Annotated in this window: 17 protein-coding genes; 11 read left to right on the top strand and 6 right to left on the bottom strand. The window is 70.6% G+C overall.

Features of this window, described 5'->3' with window-relative positions:
* From HSX43_RS18555 to HSX43_RS18545, 3 genes are all read left to right on the top strand, one after another.
* Positions 1-1,143 (top strand): HpcH/HpaI aldolase/citrate lyase family protein, encoded by a 1,143-nt coding sequence (locus HSX43_RS18555; protein ID WP_179381637.1) that lies wholly within the window; start codon positions 1-3, stop codon positions 1,141-1,143.
* Positions 1,140-2,495, top strand: a complete 1,356-nt coding sequence (locus HSX43_RS18550; RefSeq protein WP_179381636.1) for an MmgE/PrpD family protein — start codon at positions 1,140-1,142, stop codon at positions 2,493-2,495. The genes HSX43_RS18555 and HSX43_RS18550 overlap by 4 nt, the downstream gene beginning before the upstream one ends.
* A gap of 344 nt (positions 2,496-2,839) precedes the next feature.
* The gene (locus tag HSX43_RS18545) at positions 2,840-3,958 is read left to right on the top strand and encodes a hypothetical protein (RefSeq protein ID WP_179381635.1); all 1,119 of its coding nucleotides are present in this window, start codon (positions 2,840-2,842) and stop codon (positions 3,956-3,958) included.
* Positions 3,959-3,979: 21 nt separating this feature from the next.
* Here the strand turns inward: HSX43_RS18545 and HSX43_RS18540 are convergent, their stop codons facing one another.
* The 3 genes from HSX43_RS18540 to HSX43_RS18530 all read right to left on the bottom strand — a co-directional run bounded on the left by HSX43_RS18540 (position 3,980) and on the right by HSX43_RS18530 (position 9,279).
* Positions 3,980-6,547, bottom strand: a complete 2,568-nt coding sequence (locus tag HSX43_RS18540; RefSeq protein WP_179381634.1) for a S8 family serine peptidase — start codon at positions 6,545-6,547, stop codon at positions 3,980-3,982.
* A gap of 266 nt (positions 6,548-6,813) precedes the next feature.
* On the bottom strand, positions 6,814-7,821 hold the full coding sequence (locus HSX43_RS18535; RefSeq protein ID WP_179381633.1) for a ParB/RepB/Spo0J family partition protein: 1,008 nt from the start codon (positions 7,819-7,821) through the stop codon (positions 6,814-6,816).
* A 36-nt stretch (positions 7,822-7,857) separates the two neighbouring features.
* Positions 7,858-9,279: an AAA family ATPase gene (locus HSX43_RS18530; RefSeq protein ID WP_407929390.1), complete on the bottom strand. Its 1,422-nt coding sequence runs from the start codon at positions 9,277-9,279 to the stop codon at positions 7,858-7,860.
* A gap of 382 nt (positions 9,280-9,661) precedes the next feature.
* On the opposite strand from HSX43_RS18530, the gene HSX43_RS18525 reads away from it, so the two are divergent.
* From HSX43_RS18525 to rfbB, 4 genes are all read left to right on the top strand, one after another.
* Entirely contained in the window at positions 9,662-10,666 is a 1,005-nt protein-coding gene (locus tag HSX43_RS18525; RefSeq protein ID WP_179381632.1) for a replication initiator protein A, read from the top strand.
* Between the two features lie 108 nt (positions 10,667-10,774).
* Positions 10,775-11,620, top strand: a complete 846-nt coding sequence (gene rfbD, locus HSX43_RS18520) for a dTDP-4-dehydrorhamnose reductase (RefSeq protein WP_179381631.1) — start codon at positions 10,775-10,777, stop codon at positions 11,618-11,620.
* Between the two features lie 54 nt (positions 11,621-11,674).
* The gene (rfbC, locus tag HSX43_RS18515) at positions 11,675-12,232 is read left to right on the top strand and encodes a dTDP-4-dehydrorhamnose 3,5-epimerase (protein WP_179381630.1); all 558 of its coding nucleotides are present in this window, start codon (positions 11,675-11,677) and stop codon (positions 12,230-12,232) included.
* 3 nt (positions 12,233-12,235) lie between these two features.
* Entirely contained in the window at positions 12,236-13,279 is a 1,044-nt protein-coding gene (gene rfbB / locus HSX43_RS18510; protein WP_179381629.1) for a dTDP-glucose 4,6-dehydratase, read from the top strand.
* A gap of 3 nt (positions 13,280-13,282) precedes the next feature.
* Here the strand turns inward: rfbB and HSX43_RS18505 are convergent, their stop codons facing one another.
* The gene (locus HSX43_RS18505) at positions 13,283-13,963 is read right to left on the bottom strand and encodes a hypothetical protein (RefSeq protein ID WP_179381628.1); all 681 of its coding nucleotides are present in this window, start codon (positions 13,961-13,963) and stop codon (positions 13,283-13,285) included.
* Positions 13,964-14,027: 64 nt separating this feature from the next.
* Complete coding sequence (locus tag HSX43_RS18500; RefSeq protein ID WP_179381627.1) at positions 14,028-15,296, bottom strand: hypothetical protein; 1,269 nt, start codon at positions 15,294-15,296, stop codon at positions 14,028-14,030.
* 87 nt (positions 15,297-15,383) lie between these two features.
* On the opposite strand from HSX43_RS18500, the gene HSX43_RS18495 reads away from it, so the two are divergent.
* Positions 15,384-15,842 (top strand): adenylyltransferase/cytidyltransferase family protein, encoded by a 459-nt coding sequence (locus HSX43_RS18495; RefSeq protein WP_179381626.1) that lies wholly within the window; start codon positions 15,384-15,386, stop codon positions 15,840-15,842.
* On the top strand, positions 15,839-16,318 hold the full coding sequence (locus HSX43_RS18490) for an HIT family protein (RefSeq protein WP_179381625.1): 480 nt from the start codon (positions 15,839-15,841) through the stop codon (positions 16,316-16,318). Before HSX43_RS18495 ends, HSX43_RS18490 begins: the two co-directional genes overlap by 4 nt.
* Here HSX43_RS18490 and HSX43_RS18485 read toward each other — a convergent pair.
* Positions 16,315-17,142: an ABC transporter permease gene (locus HSX43_RS18485; RefSeq protein ID WP_179381624.1), complete on the bottom strand. Its 828-nt coding sequence runs from the start codon at positions 17,140-17,142 to the stop codon at positions 16,315-16,317. The genes HSX43_RS18490 and HSX43_RS18485 overlap by 4 nt on opposite strands.
* A 145-nt stretch (positions 17,143-17,287) precedes the next feature.
* On the opposite strand from HSX43_RS18485, the gene HSX43_RS18480 reads away from it, so the two are divergent.
* On the top strand, positions 17,288-18,661 hold the full coding sequence (locus HSX43_RS18480) for a sugar transporter (RefSeq protein WP_179381623.1): 1,374 nt from the start codon (positions 17,288-17,290) through the stop codon (positions 18,659-18,661).
* Positions 18,662-18,671: 10 nt separating this feature from the next.
* Positions 18,672-19,343 carry an ABC transporter ATP-binding protein gene (locus HSX43_RS18475; RefSeq protein WP_179381622.1) on the top strand — a complete coding sequence of 224 codons (672 nt, stop codon included), beginning with the start codon at positions 18,672-18,674 and terminating at the stop codon, positions 19,341-19,343.
* The last annotated feature ends 14 nt before the right edge of the window (positions 19,344-19,357 follow it).

The following is a 19,357-nucleotide window of genomic DNA, read 5'->3' as shown; positions in this document are numbered from 1 at the left end:
ATGCGACACAACACGACCCAGGACGCGGATCTCTTCTTCCGCGAACCGCAACCCTTCAGCCGCCAGTCCGACCGCGACCTGCTGCGCTACTGCCTCGGCGGCACGCTCTACATGCCCTCGACCCGCGCGGTGATGGACAAGATCGTCGCCGGGGAGCTGACCGACGTGCTCTCGATGGTGATGTGCTTCGAGGACGCCATCCGCCCCGAGGATCTCTCCGCCGGGGAAGACAACGTGATCGAACAGCTCGGCTGGCTCGCCGGGCAGGTCGGGGCCGGGGCGCTGGCCGAGGCGGACGTGCCGCTGATCTTCCTGCGCGTGCGCTCGATGGACCAGTTCCGCAGCTTCGCCGACCGGCTCACGCCGCCGCTCGCCCACGTGCTCTCGGGCTTCGTCTTCCCGAAGTTCTACTCCGACAACGCCCACGAGTATCTCGACCTGCTCGCCGGGCTGAACGAGCGTTTCGAGACCACGCTCTACGGGATGCCCATCCTCGAGGGCCGCTCGATCGCCTTCGCCGAGACCCGCCGCGCCGAGCTCGACCGGCTCATGCAGGTGGCGCGCGACTACCGCCGCTACATCCTCAACATCCGGGTGGGGGGCACCGACTTCTCGTCCTTCTTCGGGGTGCGCCGGGGGATCGGCTCGTCGATCTACGACATCCTGCCGGTGCGCGACGCGCTCGCCGACATCCTCAACTTCTTCGGCCGCGCCGAGGAGGACCACGTCGTCTCCGCCCCGGTCTGGGAATACTTCCTGGCCTACAAGCGCGACGACCTCGAGAAGGTGATGCAGATCGACCTGCACCGCAGCCTGCGCACCAACACGCCGATCCTGAACGACGCGATCGACGGGCTCCTGCGCGAGGTCGTGCTCGACAAGGCCAACGGCTTCACCGGCAAGACCGTGATCCACCCCTCGCACCTGCGCTACGTCAACGCGATGCAGGCCGTCACGCGCGAGGAATACGAGGACGCGCGCCAGATCCTCGACACCTCGGGCGGGGTCATCAAGTCGTCGAAGTCGAACAAGATGAACGAGATCAACCCCCACCGCAGCTGGGCGCGCCGCATCTCCCTCCTCGCCGACGCCTACGGCGTGGTCGAGGACGAGCGCGCGCTCCTGCGGCTCTTCCAGCAGTGACCGGCCCGGGGCCCGCCGAGGGGGCGGAGACCGCCCGGCTCCTCGACGGGATCGAGGCGCTCGCCCGGGGGATGACGCCCGCGCTCGCCGCCACGGCGCGGCTGCGGCTCCTCGACTGGCTGGGCTGCGTCCTCGCCGGCGCGGCGAGCGAACGCGACCGCATCGCGCCGCTCCTCGCGCAGGGCGGCGCGGGCCCCGCCCCGGTGCCGGGCACCGGGCGCAGCACCACGCCGCTCACGGCCGCGCTCGTGAACGGGATGCACTCCCACGTGGTCGAACTCGACGACGGCCACCGCTCCGGCATCACCCACGCGGGCGGGCCGCTCATCGCCGCGCTCCTCGCCGTGGCGCACGACCCCCGGATGACGCCCGACCGCTTCCTCGCCGGCATCGTCACCGGCTACGAGGCGGCGCTGCGCGTGGCCATCGCCTGCCAGCCCGAGGCCAAGCTGAACGGCTGGCACGGATCGGGCGTCTTCGGGGTGATCGGCGCGGCCGTGGGCACGGGCGTCGCCCTCGGTTTCGACCGCGCGGGCCTGAACGCGGCGCTCGCGGCGGCCTGCACCTCGGCCTCGGGGATGGTGAAGGCCTTCTCCGCCGGCTCCGAATTGAAACCCTACAACGCCGGGCAGCCCGCGCTCACCGGCCTCGCCGCGGCGCTGACGGCGGACGCGGGCTTTCCCGGTCCCGCGGGCATCCTCGACGGGCCCCACGGGCTGATGGCGATGCTGCGCGGCACCCCCGCGGCCCCCGGCGCGCTGACGGTCGCGGCGCCCTTCTGCATCGAGACGGTCTATCTCAAGCCCTATGCCTCCTGCCGCTACTGCCACGCGCCCGTCGAGGCGGTGCTGCGGCTGCGCGCGGCGGAGGGGGTGCGCGCCGCCGACGTGACGGGGATCGAGGTCGAGACCTACCGGCTCGCCGTGCACAAGCACGACCACACCGAGGTCGACGGCCCCTATTCGGCCCGCCTCGGCATCCCCTATTGCGCCGCCGCCGCCCTGAGCCTCGGGCGGTCGGGAATGGATGCCTTCGCCCCGGACGCGCTCGCCGACGCGGAGACGCTGCGCCTGATGCGCGCGACCACCGTGCGCGAGGATCCGGAGATGAGCGCGCTCGTGCCCGGGCGCCGCCCCGCGGCGGTGACGCTTGCGCTGCACGACGGCCGCCGGCTCTCGGCGCGCATCGACCTGCCGCGCGGCGAGCCCGAAGTGCCGCTGACCGAGGGCGACCTGCGCGCGAAGTTCACCGACCTCGCCATCTTCGCGGGCCTCGACGCGGCCCGCGCCGGGGCGGTGGCCGAAACCCTGCTCTCGGGCGACGATCCCCGCGCGGCGCTCACGGGCCTCTAGGAGGCCGGTGACGGGGCGTAACCTCCACGGTCGTCCGGCCCTTCCGCCCCCTCACAGGTTGCACGCGCCCGGCCACGCTCCTAATCTTCCCTGATTGTCGGTACGGCCCGCCCTTGCGCGGCAAACCTGTTTCGTTTCCCAACCAGAAAACAAACAAATCAGATATTTGCCCGGAAAATATTTCCTTCGCCCGGGCATCCGCCACATCTCCGGCGACAGCACCGCGGCCCGGCGCGACCTGGTCCCGCGGCACGGCGTTTTATTTACCAAGTCATTGTAAAATATATGTAAAATGGTTTCGTCGACCCCCTTCAAATTTCCATCACAGATTCCCTCGACGTCTCATGAAACGCATCATCCTGCACATCGGCATGCACAAGACGGGCTCCAGCTCGATCCAGAGAAGCCTGAACGGCTATGACGACGGCCGCGTCCGCTACGCCGACCTCGGAACGGAAAACCATTCGATCCCGATCTACAGCATGTTCTCGGACACCCGCTACGAGAAGCGCTTCTTCCGCCAGCGCGGCATCGGCCGGGCCGAGATCGACCGCCGCACCGAGGTCTATGCCAGCCGCCTGACGCGGGAGCTGGAGATCGATCGCGAGACGCTGATTCTCTCGGGCGAGGACATCTCCCGGATCCCCGCCGACGACGTTCCCGCGATCCGGGACTTCCTCGCGCCCCGTTGCGACGAGATCACGGTGGTCGGCTACCTGCGCGACCCGGTGGCCTTCGCCAGCTCCCAGTTCCAGCAGCGCGTCAAGTTCGACGCCCGCGGGATCAAGATCCCCGAACCGGGCTACCGCGACCGCTTCGAGAAGTTCCTCGAGGTCTTCGGGCCCGAGAACGTCATCCTGCGCGACTTCAACCGCGACACGCTGGTCGACGGCTCGGTGGTGCAGGATCTGATGGAGATCGCCGGGATCCGGGGGGCCGACTGGCCCGAGCAGGTCACCAACGAGAGCCTGAGCGACGCCGCCACGCGGCTTCTGTTCCGCTTCAACCGCCACGGGCCCGTCACCACCGGCTGCCGGCAGGCGCTCGAGGCGCGCAAGGCCTTCGTGCACCTGATGGGCCGTGTCTTTCCGGGGGCGAGCTACCGGCTGCCGCGCGCGCTCTTCACCCGCGAGACGGTGGATGTCGCCGACCTCGACTGGCTGAAGGACGCGGCGGCGATCGACTTCACCGACGATTTCGCCGAGGGCGCGCCGGATCTCGAAGCCGCGCGCGCCGAGATGGAAAGGCCCCGCCCCGAGGAGATCGAGCGGCTGCGCCACATCCTCGACGCCCGCGGCATCAAGACCCGGTCCGACGTCACCGTGGACGCGGCGCTGTCGTTTCTGTTCTACGACGTGATGGTCCAGGGCTGGAAGAGCAAGACGGCCGCCCGCCAGGCCCGCAAGAAGGCCCGGCGCGCGGCCCAGAGAAAGGCCGAAGCCGCGGCCGCGCGCGAAGGCTGACCGCGCGCGGCGGGGACGGTCTCAGAGGATGAGGTCGTCCTCGACCAGGGCAGGGGCCCCGACGATGTCGACCGAGAAGTCCGAGGCCCCGTCGCCGTCCACGTCGATGTAGAGCCGGCCGATGCTGTCGTTGTAGCGCACCTCTCCGGCGCTGCCGGTGTAGCTCGTGACGAAGTCGAGCGTCCCCGAGAAACCCGACAGGTCGATCACGTCCTCGCCCGAGGTGAAGCCGCGGATCTCGTCGCGACCCGCGCCGTGGCTGCTGTCGGAGACCCGATCGAAGACGAAGGTATCGGCCCCCGCGCCGCCGTCGAGCTCGTCGCGGCCGCCGCCGCCGTCGAGCAGGTCGTCGTCGCCGCCGCCGAAGAGCCGGTCGTCGCCGTTGCCGCCGTAGAGGGAATCGTCGCCCAGGTTGCCGGCCAGCACGTCGTTGCCGTCGTTGCCGTAGAAGCGGTCGTCCTGGTTGCCGCCGCGCATGGTGTCGTTGCCGTCGCGCCCGAGGAGGAGGTCGCGGCCGTCGCCGCCCGAACTCCAGTCGTCGCCGGCCTCGCCGTCGAGCGTGTCGTTGCCGCTGTTGCCGTAGAGCGTGTCGTCCCCGCTGCCGCCCAGCATGTCGTCGGCCCCGCCGGCCCCGACCAGCAGGTCGTCGCCCGCGGAGCCGTCCATCGTGTCGGCGGAGTTGGACCCGTAGAGACGGTCGTTGCCGGTCCCGGCATAGAGCGCGTCGCCGCCGCTGTCGCCGCGCAGCGTGTCGTCCCCCGACCCGCCGTAGAGCGTGTCGCTGCTCGATCCGCCGCGCAGGCTGTCGTCGCCCGCGCCGCCCACCAGCTGGTCGCGCCCGGCATCGCCCATGAGCGTGTCGTCGCCGTCGTAGCCGTAGAGGCGGTCGTTGCCGCGGCCCGAGAAGAGGATGTTGTCCTGCGACCAGCCGCGCAGCGTGTCGTCGCCGTCGCCCGTGGCCACGTTCTCGATGATCGTGCCCGAGGCCAGGTCGACCCAGATCGTGCCGTCGACCGCGATGTCGCGCTCGCCGCTGCGCAGGTCGACGTTCGCGTCGCCCGTCACCGCGGCGAGGTTCACCCAGTCGAGGCCGCCGTCGGTGTCGCGCAGGGTGGTCCGCGCGCCTTCCTCGTCCGCGTAGTCGAGGAAGTCGTCGGTGAAGTGATGCACCGTGTCGACCGTGGCCGCCGCGCCGACGAACTCCAGCTCGAGGTCGGTCACCTGGCCGGTGTCCCCGCCGACGCTGTCGGTCACCCGTACCGTCCAGGTGCCGGCCGAGGCCACGCCAAGCGCGGCGGCGACCCCGAAGGTCCAGCCCTCGAAATCCATGTTGCCGCCCTCCTGCAGGAAGAGGTCGTAGATCTCGCCCGTGGGCGCGACGAGCTGCAGCGTCAGGTCGCCGATGAACGTGTGGTTGCCCTCGATCGAGACGTAGATGTGCTCGACCTCGATGTCCTGGCCGACGACGAGGTCGATATCCACCGTGGAATTGTCGTTGATCGCCACGGGCCCGCCGCCCATCGAGACGCTCACGCGCTCCTCGTTGGCGGAGGTGGCGGCCGCCCTGAAGAGCATCTGCCAGACCTCGGCCATGCGCACCGCGGCATGGGCGTCGACCATGCCGAAGCCGTAGGAGATGGAATAGCTCATCCCGCCGCCGTTCCAGTTCGATGCGCCGTTGGAGAACCATTCCCCCTGTTCGAACCCCTGGGCGGAGGACCCGAAGGCCGAGCCGGTGTGCGCCGCCGAGAGGGCGAGGATGTTCTGCACGTCGCGCCAGCCGAGGCCGTCCTCGGCCTCGAGCATCAGCGCGACCACGCCCGAGACCACCGGCGTCGCCGCCGAGGTGCCCCCGAAGCCCGACGTGTAGCCGTTGCCCGTCGCCGTGGTGTTCGAGGCCGCCGGCCCCGCGATCAGGAGCGCCGTGCCCCAGTTGGAATAGCTCGCGACCCCGCCGTCCTGGAACGTCGCGGCGACCGTGATCGTGGTGGAGGAGAGGTTGTGCCCCTCGCCCTGGACGTTGCGCGTGTCGTTGCCCGCCGCCTTGACGACGATCGTGCCGAGGCCGCCGCGGCCGGTCTCGACCGCGTTCTCGAAGGCCCCGACCTCGCGCGAGGCCTGGGAGGTCGCGTCGAGCAGGCTCAGGAAACCCGCGTAGGTCGGGGTGTAGCCCCAGGAGTTGTTGGTGATGTCGAAGGCCGACATGTACTCGAGCATGGCGCGCTCGGTGCCGTTGGGGCCGGCATAGGCCCCGTTGTCGCCCAGAAGGCGCAGGCCGGTGATCGTGGCATCGTAGGCCACGCCGACGCCGCCGATGCCGTTGTTCTCCGCGGCGATGATGCCGGCGACCGAGGTGCCGTGGGAATCGCCCGGATTGTCGGGGGCGCCGTCGCCGTCGAACCCCGGGTAGGAGAAGTGCAGCGAGCTGTCGTAATTGCCGTCGAGGTCGGAATGGGTGTATTCGACGCCGTCGTCGTAGACGCCGACGGTGACACCGTCGGCGGTATAGTCGTCCCACACGGCTTCGATGTCCCCGATCAGGTCGAAATGCCACTGATCGGAGAAGCGGGGGTTCGAGGTAACGGACATGGCAGACTCCGGAAAAACACAGATGTTGGAATGGGTCGTGACCTGGAGATTATGTCACTTTTCCGACGCGCACCCCGTAAATACCCCGCCCGCGGTTAATTTTTGGTAGGGGTCACCTCCCGGACACAGCTCCGGGGATCGGACCGCGGGGCCCCGGGCGTGCGCGACACCGACGGCCAGAATCCGTATTATGTAATTCAGGCCCGGTATGACCCGGGGCCTTTGCCGTGGAAAAACAGGCTCTGTTTCGCCGGTCAGGGCCTGTTTCACTCCCCGTCGCGGGCCGCGAGCCAGGCCGCGAGGTCGCGCTGCAGGGCCGGCGTCACCCCCGGGCCCGAAAGGACGAGATCCGCGCCCCGGCGCCGCAGGTCGACCGGGGCCGCGCGGGTCGGCTCCGGCGTGGGCTTCGGGGGCGTGAGCGCCGTGGTCAGCACCTTCTGTTCAGCGGAGGCATCGGAGGCCCCGGCCGCGTCGAGCGCGGCGACGAGCCGCCCGGCAAGCGCCGGATCCGCCCGGAGCGCCGCCACCAGCGCCAGGCCCCGCTTCTCCGAGAGCGCGGCCGGAAAGCGCAGCGCGCCGTCGAGCGCGGAGACCACCTCGGCGAAGCTGCCGATCTTGGAGCGTTTCGCACGCGAAACGTTGCCGTAGAGACCCTTCAGCGCCGCCGGCAGGTCGGTGAAGGCCCCGGCCTCCACCGCCTTCACCGCGACGCGCGCGCGCTCGTAGAAGCTGACACCCGCGCGGATCTCGTTCTCCTCGACCATCGACAGATAGGCCGCCGGAAGGGTCTCGGGCCGGATCACCCGCGCCTTGACCGTGGAGAACCGCGCCTCCCGCGTCTCGGCGTGGAGCGCGCGCAGCGCCGTCACCCGCCGCATCCCCGAGATCAGGCCATACCGCTCGCCCGGCCGGCTCCGTAGCCGCACCACGTCGATCGGCACCTGCTGGCCCCGGGCGCGCAGGCTCTCGATCAGGGCCTGCATGTCCTCGTCCGTTCCGGGTGCCTCGGGCATCAGCCGGTCGCGCTGCAGGTGATCGACCTCGATCTGGCCGAGCGGCAGCGCCGCGACGAGCCGGCCCTCGGCCCGGGCGGTGGCGATGAAGTCCGACATCTCCTGGAGCGCGGCCATCCCCGCCGCCTGCCCCGTCACCTGCGCGACCGGGGCCATGGCCCCTGCCCCGCCGGAGGCCGCCGGAGCCCCCTGCCCCGGAGCCGTCTCCTTGGTCTCAACGGCCGGGGGCGTCCCGACCTCCAGACGTTTGCGCTTGGCCATCCGAGGCCCTCCCGTTGCGTGACGATTCCCCCGTGCTTAAGCCGGAGCATCCGCCCGTTGCGCCGCCGCCGCCACATCGCGGTGCCAGGTGCCGATCAGCAGCCGCTTGAAGGCGGCATAGGTCTGATCGAAGGTCTCGCGCCCGCGGGCGTAAGTCTCGCGGTTGAAGTCGCGGTAATCGGCCTCGTAGATGCCGCTCACCTGTTCGCCCGCCTGCCCGATGAGCGCGGTGAAATCCTGCCGGTGGGGCGAGAGCGTCTTGCCGAGGTAGCTCTGCATGAGTGCCGCCATCTCCCCCTGCTGGGCCCCGTCGTAGCGCGTGAGCACCGCGCGCACCGCGTCCCACTCGAAGGCCGTCTCCTCGCGCCCGAGCGCGCGCGCGGCCATGTTCTCCCCCTCCTCGATCGAGGAGAAGGTCGCGTGCAGCATATCGAGGAACCGCCCCGTCGAATCGAACTCGAGGAAGGAGGCGCCCAGGGGCACGAGCAGGATGTCGGCGGCGGCGAGCCCGTTGATCGTGAGATACCCGAGCGCCGGGGGCGTATCGAGGAAGACGATGTCGTACTCCTCGAGCAGCCCCCCCTCCTCCAGCGCGTCGGAGAGCGCGTCCCAGAGCTTCCAGCCCTGCGCGCGCATCCGCCAGACGGGGATCTGAAACTCTGCCCAGTAGAGATTGAGCTGCGCGCCGATGAGGTCGATGTTGGGCCAGTGGGTCTTCTGCACCAGGTCGCGCGGATCGACGTCGAGCGCCGCCGTCAGCGTCTCGTCGAGCGGCAGCGGCGCCTCCCCCCGGTCGATGCGGCCCTGGTTTGTCGCCCGCAGGTGGCGCGCGTGGTGGCCGGCGATCATCGGGAAGACGGTCTGCCATTCGTCCGCGACACGGCCGCCGAAGATCGAGGTCAGCGAGCCCTGGCTGTCGAGGTCGATGACGAGCACCCGGTAGCCGTCGAGCGCCGCCGACATGGCGAGATGCGCGCAGGTCGAGGATTTGCCGACGCCGCCCTTGAAGTTCGCCACGCCCACGACCTTCGCCGGCTGGCCCGGGGGACGGTAGGGTTTGTATTCCTTCGTCCGGCTGCCCTCGGCGGCGAAATGGGCGCGCAGGCGCAGCACCTCGTCGAGGGTGAACCACTTGGCGCCCCCCGCGCTCTCCGATCGGCCCTGGGGCAGGTCGGGGTGGGCCTTGAGCACCCGGCGGAAATAGGCGGGCGCCACGGGGATGAGGTAGCGCGTGATCTCCCAGGTGGAGAAGAGGCGCAGCCGCTTCTGCCCGTCCTCGCCGAGGCCCCGGCCCACGAGGTCGTCGCGCCCGGCCGCGCAGGCGCGCGCCATCTCGGCGAAGCCCTCGGTCGTCACCGGGCCCCCGAGCTCCGCCAGCGCCGCCTCGGGGTCGATGTTGAAATAGGCCGGGGTGGTGCCGCCGCTCGCCTCGCGTGCCATGCCTGTCGATCCGCTCATATGCCGTGTTTTAGGCAGTTTACCCAAAAACGCAGCATGTGCCACTTCTTTCCTGACCTGATCCCCGTTCCTGTCGGGCGGATCTCCGCTTCGATCCGTGTTATTTCGGGTTATTGATGTGTTATGCCCCCTGCCCCGTCCGATCGCACGTCTATCCGGGCCCTTGTTTTGCGGGCGTTCCCCGATCCTGCCATTTCGGGTGGCGATTCCGAACCCCCGAAGATGCGACTCCGAAACCACGCTCGCCCGACTCCGAACCCCCGTTCGCCGGGGCGGAAAAACTGGACGCCTCCTGTGGATATCTCTACGCAGGTGTCATCGAAACCACGAATCCGGGCGCCACGACCCGGGCGGGTTCGATGGGCAGGACAGGCGGATCCGTATGGCAGAGGCGCTTCAACAGTTGCGGCAGGGGGATTTCTTCCTTTGCGATATCCTGGGCGCGATCCCGAAGGATGACCTTGCCACGATGGAGCACCCGGTCTTCAGCCTCTCGACCCGGCCCGACCTGCGGGTGCTGCGCTACGACCACAACGGCACCGAGATCACGGTCACGCCCTCGGTGCGTGGGCTCGCCACGATCCACGACAAGGACATCCTGATCTTCTGCATCAGCCAGCTGATGGCCGCGCTCAACGCCGGGCGCGCGGTGGGGCGGTCGCTGACGCTCAGGGCCCACGACCTGCTGACGGCGACCGGGCGCGAGACGAGCGGCGATGCCTACCGCCGGCTGCGCGACGCCTTCGAGCGGCTGGCCGGCACGCGGATCACGACGAACATCGTCACCGGGGCGCACGAGACGACGACGGGATTCGGCCTGATCGAGAGCTGGGAGATCGTGCGCCGCACCCGGGGCGGGCGCATGGTCTCGGTCGCGGTGACGCTCTCGGAGTGGCTCTACCGCGCGGTGCTGTCGAAGTCGGTGCTGACGCTCTCGCCGGCCTATTTCGGGCTGCGCAAGCCGCTCGAGCGGCGGATCTACGAGATCGCGCGCAAGCATTGCGGCCGCCAGCCCGCCTGGCGCATCTCGGTCGAGGTGCTGCACAAGAAGTCGGGCTCGGCCTCGCCCCGGCGGGTGTTCCGCAAGATGCTGCGCGACATGATCGCCGCCGACGCCCTGCCCGACTACCACCTCGCCGAGGAGCCGGGCGACATCCTGCAGGTGACGCCGCGCGACGCCCTGCTCGAGCCGCGGGCCACCCTGCCCCCGCTCGCCCCCGAAACCCACGAGGCCGCCCGCGCCCTTGCGCCCGGGGCGGATATCTACGCGCTCGAGGCGCGCTGGCGCGAGGTCTGGGCCACGACCGGGCGGCAGCGGCTGCGCTCGGTCGACGCGGCCTTCCTCGGCTGGCTGCGCAAGGGGAGCTGGGGCGATGGCAGGGACTGAAACAGGCTCTGATACGGGGATTTCGGCGTTTCGCGTGCGAAACAGTGACCCCGAAGACAGGATGTTTCGCACGCGAAACACCCCCCTGCCCGACCGGCGGAGCCGCCCGTGACCCTCCTCGTCTTCGGCCGCTCGGGCCAGGTCGCCACCGAACTCCGCCGGCAGGGCGACGTCACGACCCTCGGGCGCGATGCCGCCGATCTGACCGACCCCGCCACCTGCGTGCGCGCGATCGAGGCCCATGCCCCCCGGGCCGTCCTCAACGCCGCCGCCCATACCGCCGTCGACCGTGCCGAGACCGAGGAGCCGCTGGCCACGATCGTCAACGGGGCGGCCCCGGGGGCCATGGCCCGCGCCTGCGCCGCCCGCGGCATCCCCTTCCTGCATCTGTCGACCGACTACGTCTTCGACGGCAGCGGCGAGACGCCCTGGGCCGAAGACGCCCCCCCTGCCCCGCTCGGCGCCTACGGCCGCTCCAAGCTGGTTGGGGAGGCCGCGGTGCGCGCCGCGGGCGGGCCCCATGCGATCCTGCGCACGGCCTGGGTCTTCTCGGCCCACGGGGCGAACTTCGTGAAGACCATGCTGCGCCTCTCCGAAAGCCGCGACGCCCTCTCGGTGGTCGACGACCAGGTGGGCGGGCCGACGCCCGCCGCCGACATCGCCGCCACGCTCCTGAAGATGGCCGGGGCGATGGCGGACGGCGCGGGGGGCGGCACCTATCACTACGCCGGGGAGCCGCACGTCAGCTGGGCCGGCTTCGCGCGCGAGATCTTCGCCCGGGCGGGGCGCCCCGTCACCGTCACCGGCATCCCGAGCGCGGATTATCCGACGCCCGCTCCGCGCCCGCTCAATTCGCGCCTGGCCCCCGGGCGGCTCGCCGCGGATTTCGGCGTGGCTCCGCCGGATTGGCGCGCCGGGCTCGACACGGTGCTGGCCGAGCTCGGGGGCGATTGACAAGCCCCGGTCCCCTGCCCTTTACCCACCCCGACCACCCACGCGAGGCCCCCCATGCTGATCGAAGAGACACCCCTTGCGGGGCTGCTGAAGCTGACGCCCAAGCGCTTCGGCGACACCCGCGGGTTCTTCGCCGAGAGCTGGAACCGGCGCACGCTGGAGGAGGCGGGCGTGCATCTGCCCGAGTTCGTGCAGGACAACTACTCGCTCTCCCACGGGGCGGGCACGCTCCGGGGGCTGCATTTCCAGGCCCCGCCGCACGCGCAGGGCAAGCTCGTGCGCTGCGGCCGCGGCGCCTTCTACGACGTGGTCGTCGACGTCCGCCGCGGCTCGCCCACCTACGGGCAGTGGTTCGGGGCGGAGCTGTCGTTCGAGAACGCGGTGCAGCTGTGGATTCCGCCGGGCTTCCTCCACGGGTTCATCACCCGGCGGTTCGACACCGAGATCCTCTACAAATGCACCGCCTATTACGCGCCGGGGCACGAACACTCGGTCCGCTGGGACAGTCTGGGCATCGACTGGGGGCTCGAGGGCTCGCCGCTCCTGTCGGGCAAGGATGCCGATGCCATCGCCTTTGAAGATTTCGAAAGCCCCTTTGTCTGGGAAGGATAATCCATGAAGATTCTCGTCACCGGCGGCGCCGGGTTCATCGGCTCGGCCGTCGTGCGCCGGGCCATCGCCGCCGGCCATTCCGTCGTCAACCTCGACGCGCTGACCTATGCCGCCTGCCTGGAAAACGTGGCCGCGGTCGCGGACGACCCGAACTACGCCTTCGTGCAGGCGGACATCCGCGACCGCGCGGCCCTCGACGCGGTCTTCGCCGAGCATACCCCCGACGCGGTGATGCACCTCGCCGCCGAGAGCCACGTCGACCGTTCGATCGACGGGCCGGGCGACTTCATCGAGACCAACATCACCGGCACCTACAACATGCTCGAGGCCGCGCGCGCCCATTGGGCGGGGCAGGGGCGGCCCGGGGGCTTCCGCTTCCACCACGTCTCCACCGACGAGGTCTTCGGCTCGCTCGGCCCCACGGGGCAGTTCACCGAGGAGACGCCCTACGATCCGCGCTCGCCCTATTCGGCCTCGAAAGCCGCCTCCGACCATCTGGCGCGCGCCTGGTTCCACACCTACGGCCTGCCGGTGGTGCTCTCGAACTGCTCGAACAACTACGGGCCCTTTCACTTCCCCGAGAAGCTCATCCCCGTCATCATCCTCAACGCCCTCGCCGGCAAGCCGCTGCCGATCTACGGCGACGGCTCGAACGTGCGCGACTGGCTCTACGTGGAGGACCACGCCGAGGCGCTGCTGACGGTGCTGCAGAAGGGGGCCCTGGGCGAGAGCTACAACATCGGCGGCGAGAACGAGCGCTCGAACCTCGAGCTCGTGCGCACCCTCTGCGCCACGCTCGACGCCAAGCGGCCCCGCGCCGACGGCACCTCCTACGCCGACCTCATCACCTTCGTGACCGACCGCCCCGGCCACGACGCGCGCTATGCCATCGATCCGACGCGGATGCGCGCGGAGCTGGGCTGGCGGCCCTCGGTCACGGTGGAGGAGGGGCTCGAGCGGACCGTGCAATGGTATCTCGACAACGAGGACTGGTGGCGCGCGCTCCAGGACCGGCAGGGCGTGGGCCAACGGCTGGGCACGGGCTAGGGGCTAGGGCGCGTCCCCGACGGCGTCCGGGACCGCGCCGCGCCGCCCGCGGTGGCGCATCCCGGGGATCAGCCCGTCCGCGACGGCCTGCCGGTGCACGAGCCCGACCTGCACCGGGATCTCCTCGAGCTCGAGGATCTTGGAGATCGCCAGCCGGTGCATCCCGCCGCCGCCCATGATGCCCCGCCCGTTGCGGTCGATGTGGATGAGGATGCCGCCGAACTCGCGCCGGGTCCCGGGGTTGACGCGCTTGCGGATCCGCAGCGTCCGGGTGCGCGCCATCGTTTCATAGAGACTGTCGACTCCGCGGTAGCGGGCCTTGATCTCCTCGAGGGTCGTGCAGCCGTCCGCCGCGCCCTGCTTGCGGATGCGGTGGAGCAGGGGGCGGTAGGCCCCGGCCTCGTGCCAGGTCATGCCCTCGACGAAGCGCCGCCGGCAGACCTGCATCTTGGGCAGATCCTCGATCGGGGTGAGGTTCTCCGGCAGGTCCCAGTCCCCGTCGAGCACATGCGCCGAGGAGCGGCGATAGGAGACGCGCCGCCCGTCGACGACCCGGTAGAGCGTATGGGTGATCTGCCGCGGGTCGACCCACAGGCGCTGGTCGGTCAGCGGGGCGTTGCGCCCGTAGCGGAGCCGGTTGTGGATGTCGCGGAGAAGCTTCCAGGCGCGGAAGCCCTTTTTCATCTGCATCTTCGATCGTGTCATCGTGGTGGAGGTCGCCGGGTTATCGCGTGCCCGCGCCCGGGGTTCAATCGCAACGCGACCCGTCGCGCGAGACGAGCAGGTTTTCGACGATCGTTTCGGCGGCGGGCCGCGCGAAGGGGGTGAGCCGGGCGGCCGCCGCGGCGCGCGCGGGGGCCAGCGGGTCGTCGCCGCGGCGCACCACCCGCTCGAAGAACCGGGCGAGCCCCGCGCGGGTATCGGTGCGGTAGAACCCCGGCGCGAGGCTCTCGCCGAAGGTATTGAGCGGGGCCGCGCCCTCGCGTTCGAGGCGGATGACCGGGCACCCCGTCGGCAGGTATTCGGCCAGGAACGACCCGCTGTCGGTGACGAGCGCGTCGGAGGTGCGGAAGGCCGCCATGTAGCCGCCCCCCTCCGAGAGCGCGCCGTTCGGCAGCGCCGCCCAGCCGCGCCTGTAGGCGGCCCAGCCGGCGGGATCCATGAGCCCGGCGCGCGCGAGCCCCGTCTCCATCAGCGGATGGGGCCGCAGCAGGAAGTCGATGTCGGGATGGGCGCGCGCGAGCTCCAGCATGGCCTCGCCCGACCAGGCGAAGGTGCCGAGCCCGAGCGAACCGGCGTCGAGCCCGTGGTGGGGCGCGAAGATCACCCGCCTGCGGCCCGGGGGGCCGGGCCAGGGCCCCGTCTCGCGCGCGGGGGCGGGGGCGAGATAGGCGTCGAACTTCGGGTGCCCGGTGACGACCACATGGGGCGGGCGGGGCCCCGGGCGGGCGGCCATGGCGGCGGCATGGGTCTCGGTCGGCACGAAATGCCGCCAGAGCCAGGGGTGGAAGTCGCGCAGGCCGAACTGCATCCAGTCGTTCGCGATCACCGGCATCCCGTAGTGGACGTAGGCCGTGCGCAGCCGCCCGGCGAGCCGGCGCGGCAGGTCGCGCATCCCCCAGGGCTGCTGCAGGAAGGCGATGTCGCAGCCGATCGTCCCGGGCGGGGCCATCCGGTCGGTCGCGGGGTCGTAGAGATCGGCTCCGATGGGCGCAATATCCCCAAAATAGGCTCTGTTTTCGCGGAAGGTCGCGGCCCGGCGCGCCCGGGGCAGCCGCAGGCCCGCGTCCGAGAGCGCGGGGTACATCCGCACCTCGAAGCCGGGGGTCGCGTCGAGGGCCGCGACGAGCGATCCGAGCCCCCATTTCCCCGGCTCGCAGACCACGAAGCCCACGCGGATCGGCCGGCCGCGGGGCAGGGGCGGGGGCGGGGGCACGCGCAGGGGGCCGAGCGACCAGGCTGCGCGGCGGGCGAGGGCCGCGGCGCGGGCGAGGGGGACGGGCAGGGCAGGGGCCATGGGCCCGCTATAGCCCGCCGCCGGCCGCTTGTCTCCGCCCCGCGCGGCTGGCAGGTTGGCCCCGACGCCGCCACCGCAGGATCGCCCATGCCGACGCCGCCACAGACGCCCCGGATCGGCTATACCGCCGGCGTCTACGACATGTTCCACATCGGCCATCTGAACCTGCTGACGCGGGCGCGGGCGGCCTGCGACCATCTGATCGTGGGGGTGACGACCGACGCGCTCGCCGCCGCGCGCAAGGGGCGGCCTCCCGTCATCCCCGAAGCCGAGCGCATGGCCATCGTCGGCGCGCTGCGCTGCGTCGACCGGGTGGTGGCGCAGACCGACATGGACAAGGCGGCCGCGCAGGCGACGCTCGGCTTCGACGTGATGTTCGTGGGCGACGACTGGAAGGGGCATCCGGCCTGGGTCGCGCTCGAGGCGGTCTTCGCGCCCCGGGGCGTGGAGATCGTCTATTTCCCCTATACAGGCCATGTCTCCTCCTCGGCGCTGCGCGCGGCCGGGCTGCAGGCCCTGCCCGAGGAGACGGGGCGGACGGGATGAGCGGAAAAGACACTGAAACAGGCTCTAATTCGGGCATTTCCGCCGATCTGGCCGCTTTCCGCGCGAAGTTCCGCCTGGATGACCTGACGCTCGCGGAGGCCGGCGGCTGGGTGCTGTCGCTGCGCCCCGAGCAGATCACGGCCGGCGCGATGGTGCTGAGCGCGGCTTCGGGGGTGCAGGATCTCGCGCGGCTCACGCCCGAGGAGGGGGCGGGCCTCGCCGCGGGACTGAGCCTGGCCGAGCGGCTGGCGCGGGACCGGCTGGGTGCGGTGCGGATCAACGTGCTCTGCCTGATGATGCAGGACCCGGTGGTCCACTTCCACATCCTGCCCCGCTACGACGCCCCCGTGCGGCTCGCCGGGCGCACCTGGGAAGACGCGGCCTGGCCCGGTCCCCCGGCGATCGGCCCCGCGCCGACCGCGGAGGCGACGCTGGCCGCGCTGATGGGGAGGCTCGCGCCGGGAGCCCGGCCCTAGAGGTTCATCAGGTCGCGGTAGTACTGCCGCAGGAGCAGCATCCCGAGCGTCATGGGAACGAAGATCCAGAGCCCGATATAGAGGCCAGAGACGTATTCGGGGTGATAGAGCGGATAGAAGCCGTCGCGCATGAGGCCGGCGAGATGCAGCACGGGGTTCCACCACAGCACCGCCTGGCCCATGTCGGGCAGGTTCTCGTAGATGAAGACCACCCCCGAGATCAGGAACATCGGCCGCGTGCCGATCGCCCAGATCTGCTCCCAGACGGGGATGCGCTGGAACAGGTAGCAGTTGAGCGTCCCCACCGAGAGCCCCATGAGCGCGGCGAGCCCCATGGCCAGGAAGATGTCGCCGAAGTCGAGGATCGTCTTCACGTCCTCGAAGATCAGGATGCCGGTGAGGATGATCGTCGTCACCAGCGTCACCACCAGCGTGTTGAGCAGGAACCGCGCCAGGAGCGCGTCGAGCCAGGTGACCTGCGGATAGAACAGGAGCGCGCGCGAGAACTTCATCGCCCGCCCCACCTGGTTGGCGTTGATGAGGAACATCTGCAGCACCATGAAGCCCGTCGCCTTGAAGAGGAAATAGCTCGTCCCGAGGGTCGGCACGCTGGCCAGGATCGACCAGGCGAAGGACAGGATGAGGATCATCCCCAGGGGTTCGAGCAGGGCCCAGATGTAGCCTCCGGGCGTGCGGCCGTAGCGGGTCGACATCTCGCGCAGGACGAGCGCGGCGATCGAGCGCAGGCTCTCGGCCAGGCGGTTGCGCCGCGCGGGGACGTGCGGGGCGGGGCCGGGGAGGGGGGGGACGGTCGGGGGCGCCATGGCGGGCTCCTCGGGCGGGCGGCGGACCCGTGCGCGGCGGACGCGGCGGGGCTGGCCTTTGCGGGTGCCGGACAGTAGCGTTGCGGCGCTGTCGGGCGCGTGGGACAGCCGATTTTCTGAGCCAAGACATTCGCGAAGGCAAGACATGACCTCCGAGACCGACCCCTACCGGGAAATCGACGACCCCAAGATCGCCGCGAAACTCGAAAAGATCCTGGAAAGCAAAACGTTCTCCAGCGAGGAGGAGCGGGACGCCTTCGTCGAGGAGTGGCACGAGAAATACCTGCGCAAGCGCGAGCGGGCCCGGGCCCTCAGGCGCGCCGAGACCGAGGCCCTGCGCGAGGAGCGCGCCCATCAGGAGCTTCTGGAAGCCGTCTCCCAGGTGCCGCCCGTCGCCCCGCCGATGCGCCGGCGCCGGCGCCATTGGGGGCTTCTGCTGGCCTTCCTTCTGGTGGTGGCGCTGCCGGTCGTGGCGACGGGGGGCTATCTCTACACCCGCGCGCTCGATCAGTTCGCCTCGACCGCGGCCTTCACCGTGCGCAGCAACGAGACGAGCTCGGCCACCGAGCTGCTGGGCGGGATCACCCAGATCGTCGGCGGCACCGGCGGGAGCGTCAATTCCGACGTGCTCTACGAGTTCATCCGCAGCCAGGAGATCGTCGCGCGCATCGACGCGCAGGTCGACCTGCGCGCCCATTACAGCGCCACCTGGGAGACGGATCCGGTCTTCTCGCTCTGGCCCGACGCCACGATCGAGGACCTGCTGTGGTTCTGGAAGCGGATGGTGCGCACGACCTACGACAAGGGCACGGGCCTTCTGATGGTGGAGGTGCGCGCCCGCGACGCCGAGACGGCGCAGCGCATCAGCCGCCTCGTCGTCAGCGAGAGCGAGGCGATGATCAACACGCTCAACGAGACCGCGCGCCGCGACAGCATGGCGAGCGCCCGCAACGAGCTCGAGGCGGTCCAGGCCCGGCTGATCGCCACCCGCGAGGAGCTCGCCGCCTTCCGCGCGCGCACCCAGATCCTCGACCCGCTGGCCGACATCCAGGGGCGGATGGGCGTGCTCAGCACGCTTCAGCAACAGCTCGCCGAGGCGCTCGTCGAGTTCGACCTCCTGATCCAGGCCGGCAACGAGAGCGACCCCCGCGTGCAGCAGCAGCGCCGCCGCATCTCCGTGATCGAGGCCCGCATCGCCGAGGAGCGCGAGAGCTTCGCGGCGCGCAACGTCACCGTCGACAACACCGACTACCCCGAGCTTCTGCGCCAGTACGAGGCGCTGCAGGTGGAGCAGGAATTCGCCCAGGAGACCTATCGCGCCGCGCTCACCGCGCTCGATTCCGCGCGCTCCAACGCCGAGCGGCAGCATCTCTACCTCGCCACCTACATCTCGCCCACCCTGGCGCAGCGCGCCGAATATCCGCGGCGGCTCCTGGTGCTGGCGCTGACGGCCTTCTTCTCGCTGACCCTCTGGGCGGTGGCGGCGCTCGTCTACTACAGCCTGCGCGACCGGGGCTGAGGGCGGTCCGGTGATCCATATCGAGAACCTGTCCAAGGGGTTCTGGGTTCGGGGCCAGTACCGGGAGGTGATCTCGGACCTGACGATCTCGCTGCCGCGGGGCCGGGCCTTCGGCCTCCTGGGGCGCAACGGGGCGGGCAAGTCGACGCTCCTCAAGATCATCGCCGGGCGGATGCAGCCGTCCGCGGGGCGGGTGACGGTCGAGGGGCGCATGTCCTGGCCGGTGGGCGGGGCCAATTCCTTCCACCGCGACCTCACGGGGCTGCAGAACACCCGGTTCCTCGCGCGCGCCTACGGCGTCGACAGCGACGCGCTCGAGGCCTTCGTGGAGGATTTCGCCGAGATCGGGCGGCACTATCACATGCCCCTGCGCAGCTATTCCTCTGGGATGAAGTCGCGGCTCGCGTTCGGGGTGGCCATGGGCATCCCCTTCGACACCTATCTCATCGACGAGGTGACGGCGGTGGGCGACGCCCGCTTCAAGCGCAAGAGCCGCGCCGTCTTCCAGGCGCGGATGGTGCGGGCGGGCGCGATCATGGTCAGCCATTCGATGCGGGAGATGCGCACCTTCTGCCAGAGCGGGCTGGTGCTGCACGAGGGGCAGCTCGAATACTACGACGACATCCTGGTCGCGATCGCCCGGCACGAGACGCTGATGGGCGAGGCCCCGGCGGAGGCCTGAGCCCGGCGCGTCCG

It is taken from the genome of Jannaschia marina, from assembly GCF_013404595.1.
Classification (GTDB): domain Bacteria; phylum Pseudomonadota; class Alphaproteobacteria; order Rhodobacterales; family Rhodobacteraceae; genus Jannaschia; species Jannaschia marina.
This window is presented reverse-complemented; position numbering and strand designations above follow the sequence as displayed.

Coding starts and splice junctions, on each gene's coding strand:
- HSX43_RS18555 (WP_179381637.1), top strand. CDS start 1: ATGCGACACAACACGACCCAGGACGCGGATCTCTTCTTCCGCGAACCG.
- HSX43_RS18545 (WP_179381635.1), top strand. CDS start 2,840: ATGAAACGCATCATCCTGCACATCGGCATGCACAAGACGGGCTCCAGC.
- HSX43_RS18540 (WP_179381634.1), bottom strand. CDS start 6,547: ATGTCCGTTACCTCGAACCCCCGCTTCTCCGATCAGTGGCATTTCGAC.
- HSX43_RS18535 (WP_179381633.1), bottom strand. CDS start 7,821: ATGGCCAAGCGCAAACGTCTGGAGGTCGGGACGCCCCCGGCCGTTGAG.
- HSX43_RS18530 (WP_407929390.1), bottom strand. CDS start 9,279: ATGAGCGGATCGACAGGCATGGCACGCGAGGCGAGCGGCGGCACCACC.
- HSX43_RS18525 (WP_179381632.1), top strand. CDS start 9,662: ATGGCAGAGGCGCTTCAACAGTTGCGGCAGGGGGATTTCTTCCTTTGC.
- rfbC (WP_179381630.1), top strand. CDS start 11,675: ATGCTGATCGAAGAGACACCCCTTGCGGGGCTGCTGAAGCTGACGCCC.
- rfbB (WP_179381629.1), top strand. CDS start 12,236: ATGAAGATTCTCGTCACCGGCGGCGCCGGGTTCATCGGCTCGGCCGTC.
- HSX43_RS18505 (WP_179381628.1), bottom strand. CDS start 13,963: ATGAAAAAGGGCTTCCGCGCCTGGAAGCTTCTCCGCGACATCCACAAC.
- HSX43_RS18500 (WP_179381627.1), bottom strand. CDS start 15,296: ATGGCCCCTGCCCTGCCCGTCCCCCTCGCCCGCGCCGCGGCCCTCGCC.
- HSX43_RS18495 (WP_179381626.1), top strand. CDS start 15,384: ATGCCGACGCCGCCACAGACGCCCCGGATCGGCTATACCGCCGGCGTC.
- HSX43_RS18490 (WP_179381625.1), top strand. CDS start 15,839: ATGAGCGGAAAAGACACTGAAACAGGCTCTAATTCGGGCATTTCCGCC.
- HSX43_RS18485 (WP_179381624.1), bottom strand. CDS start 17,142: ATGGCGCCCCCGACCGTCCCCCCCCTCCCCGGCCCCGCCCCGCACGTC.
- HSX43_RS18480 (WP_179381623.1), top strand. CDS start 17,288: ATGACCTCCGAGACCGACCCCTACCGGGAAATCGACGACCCCAAGATC.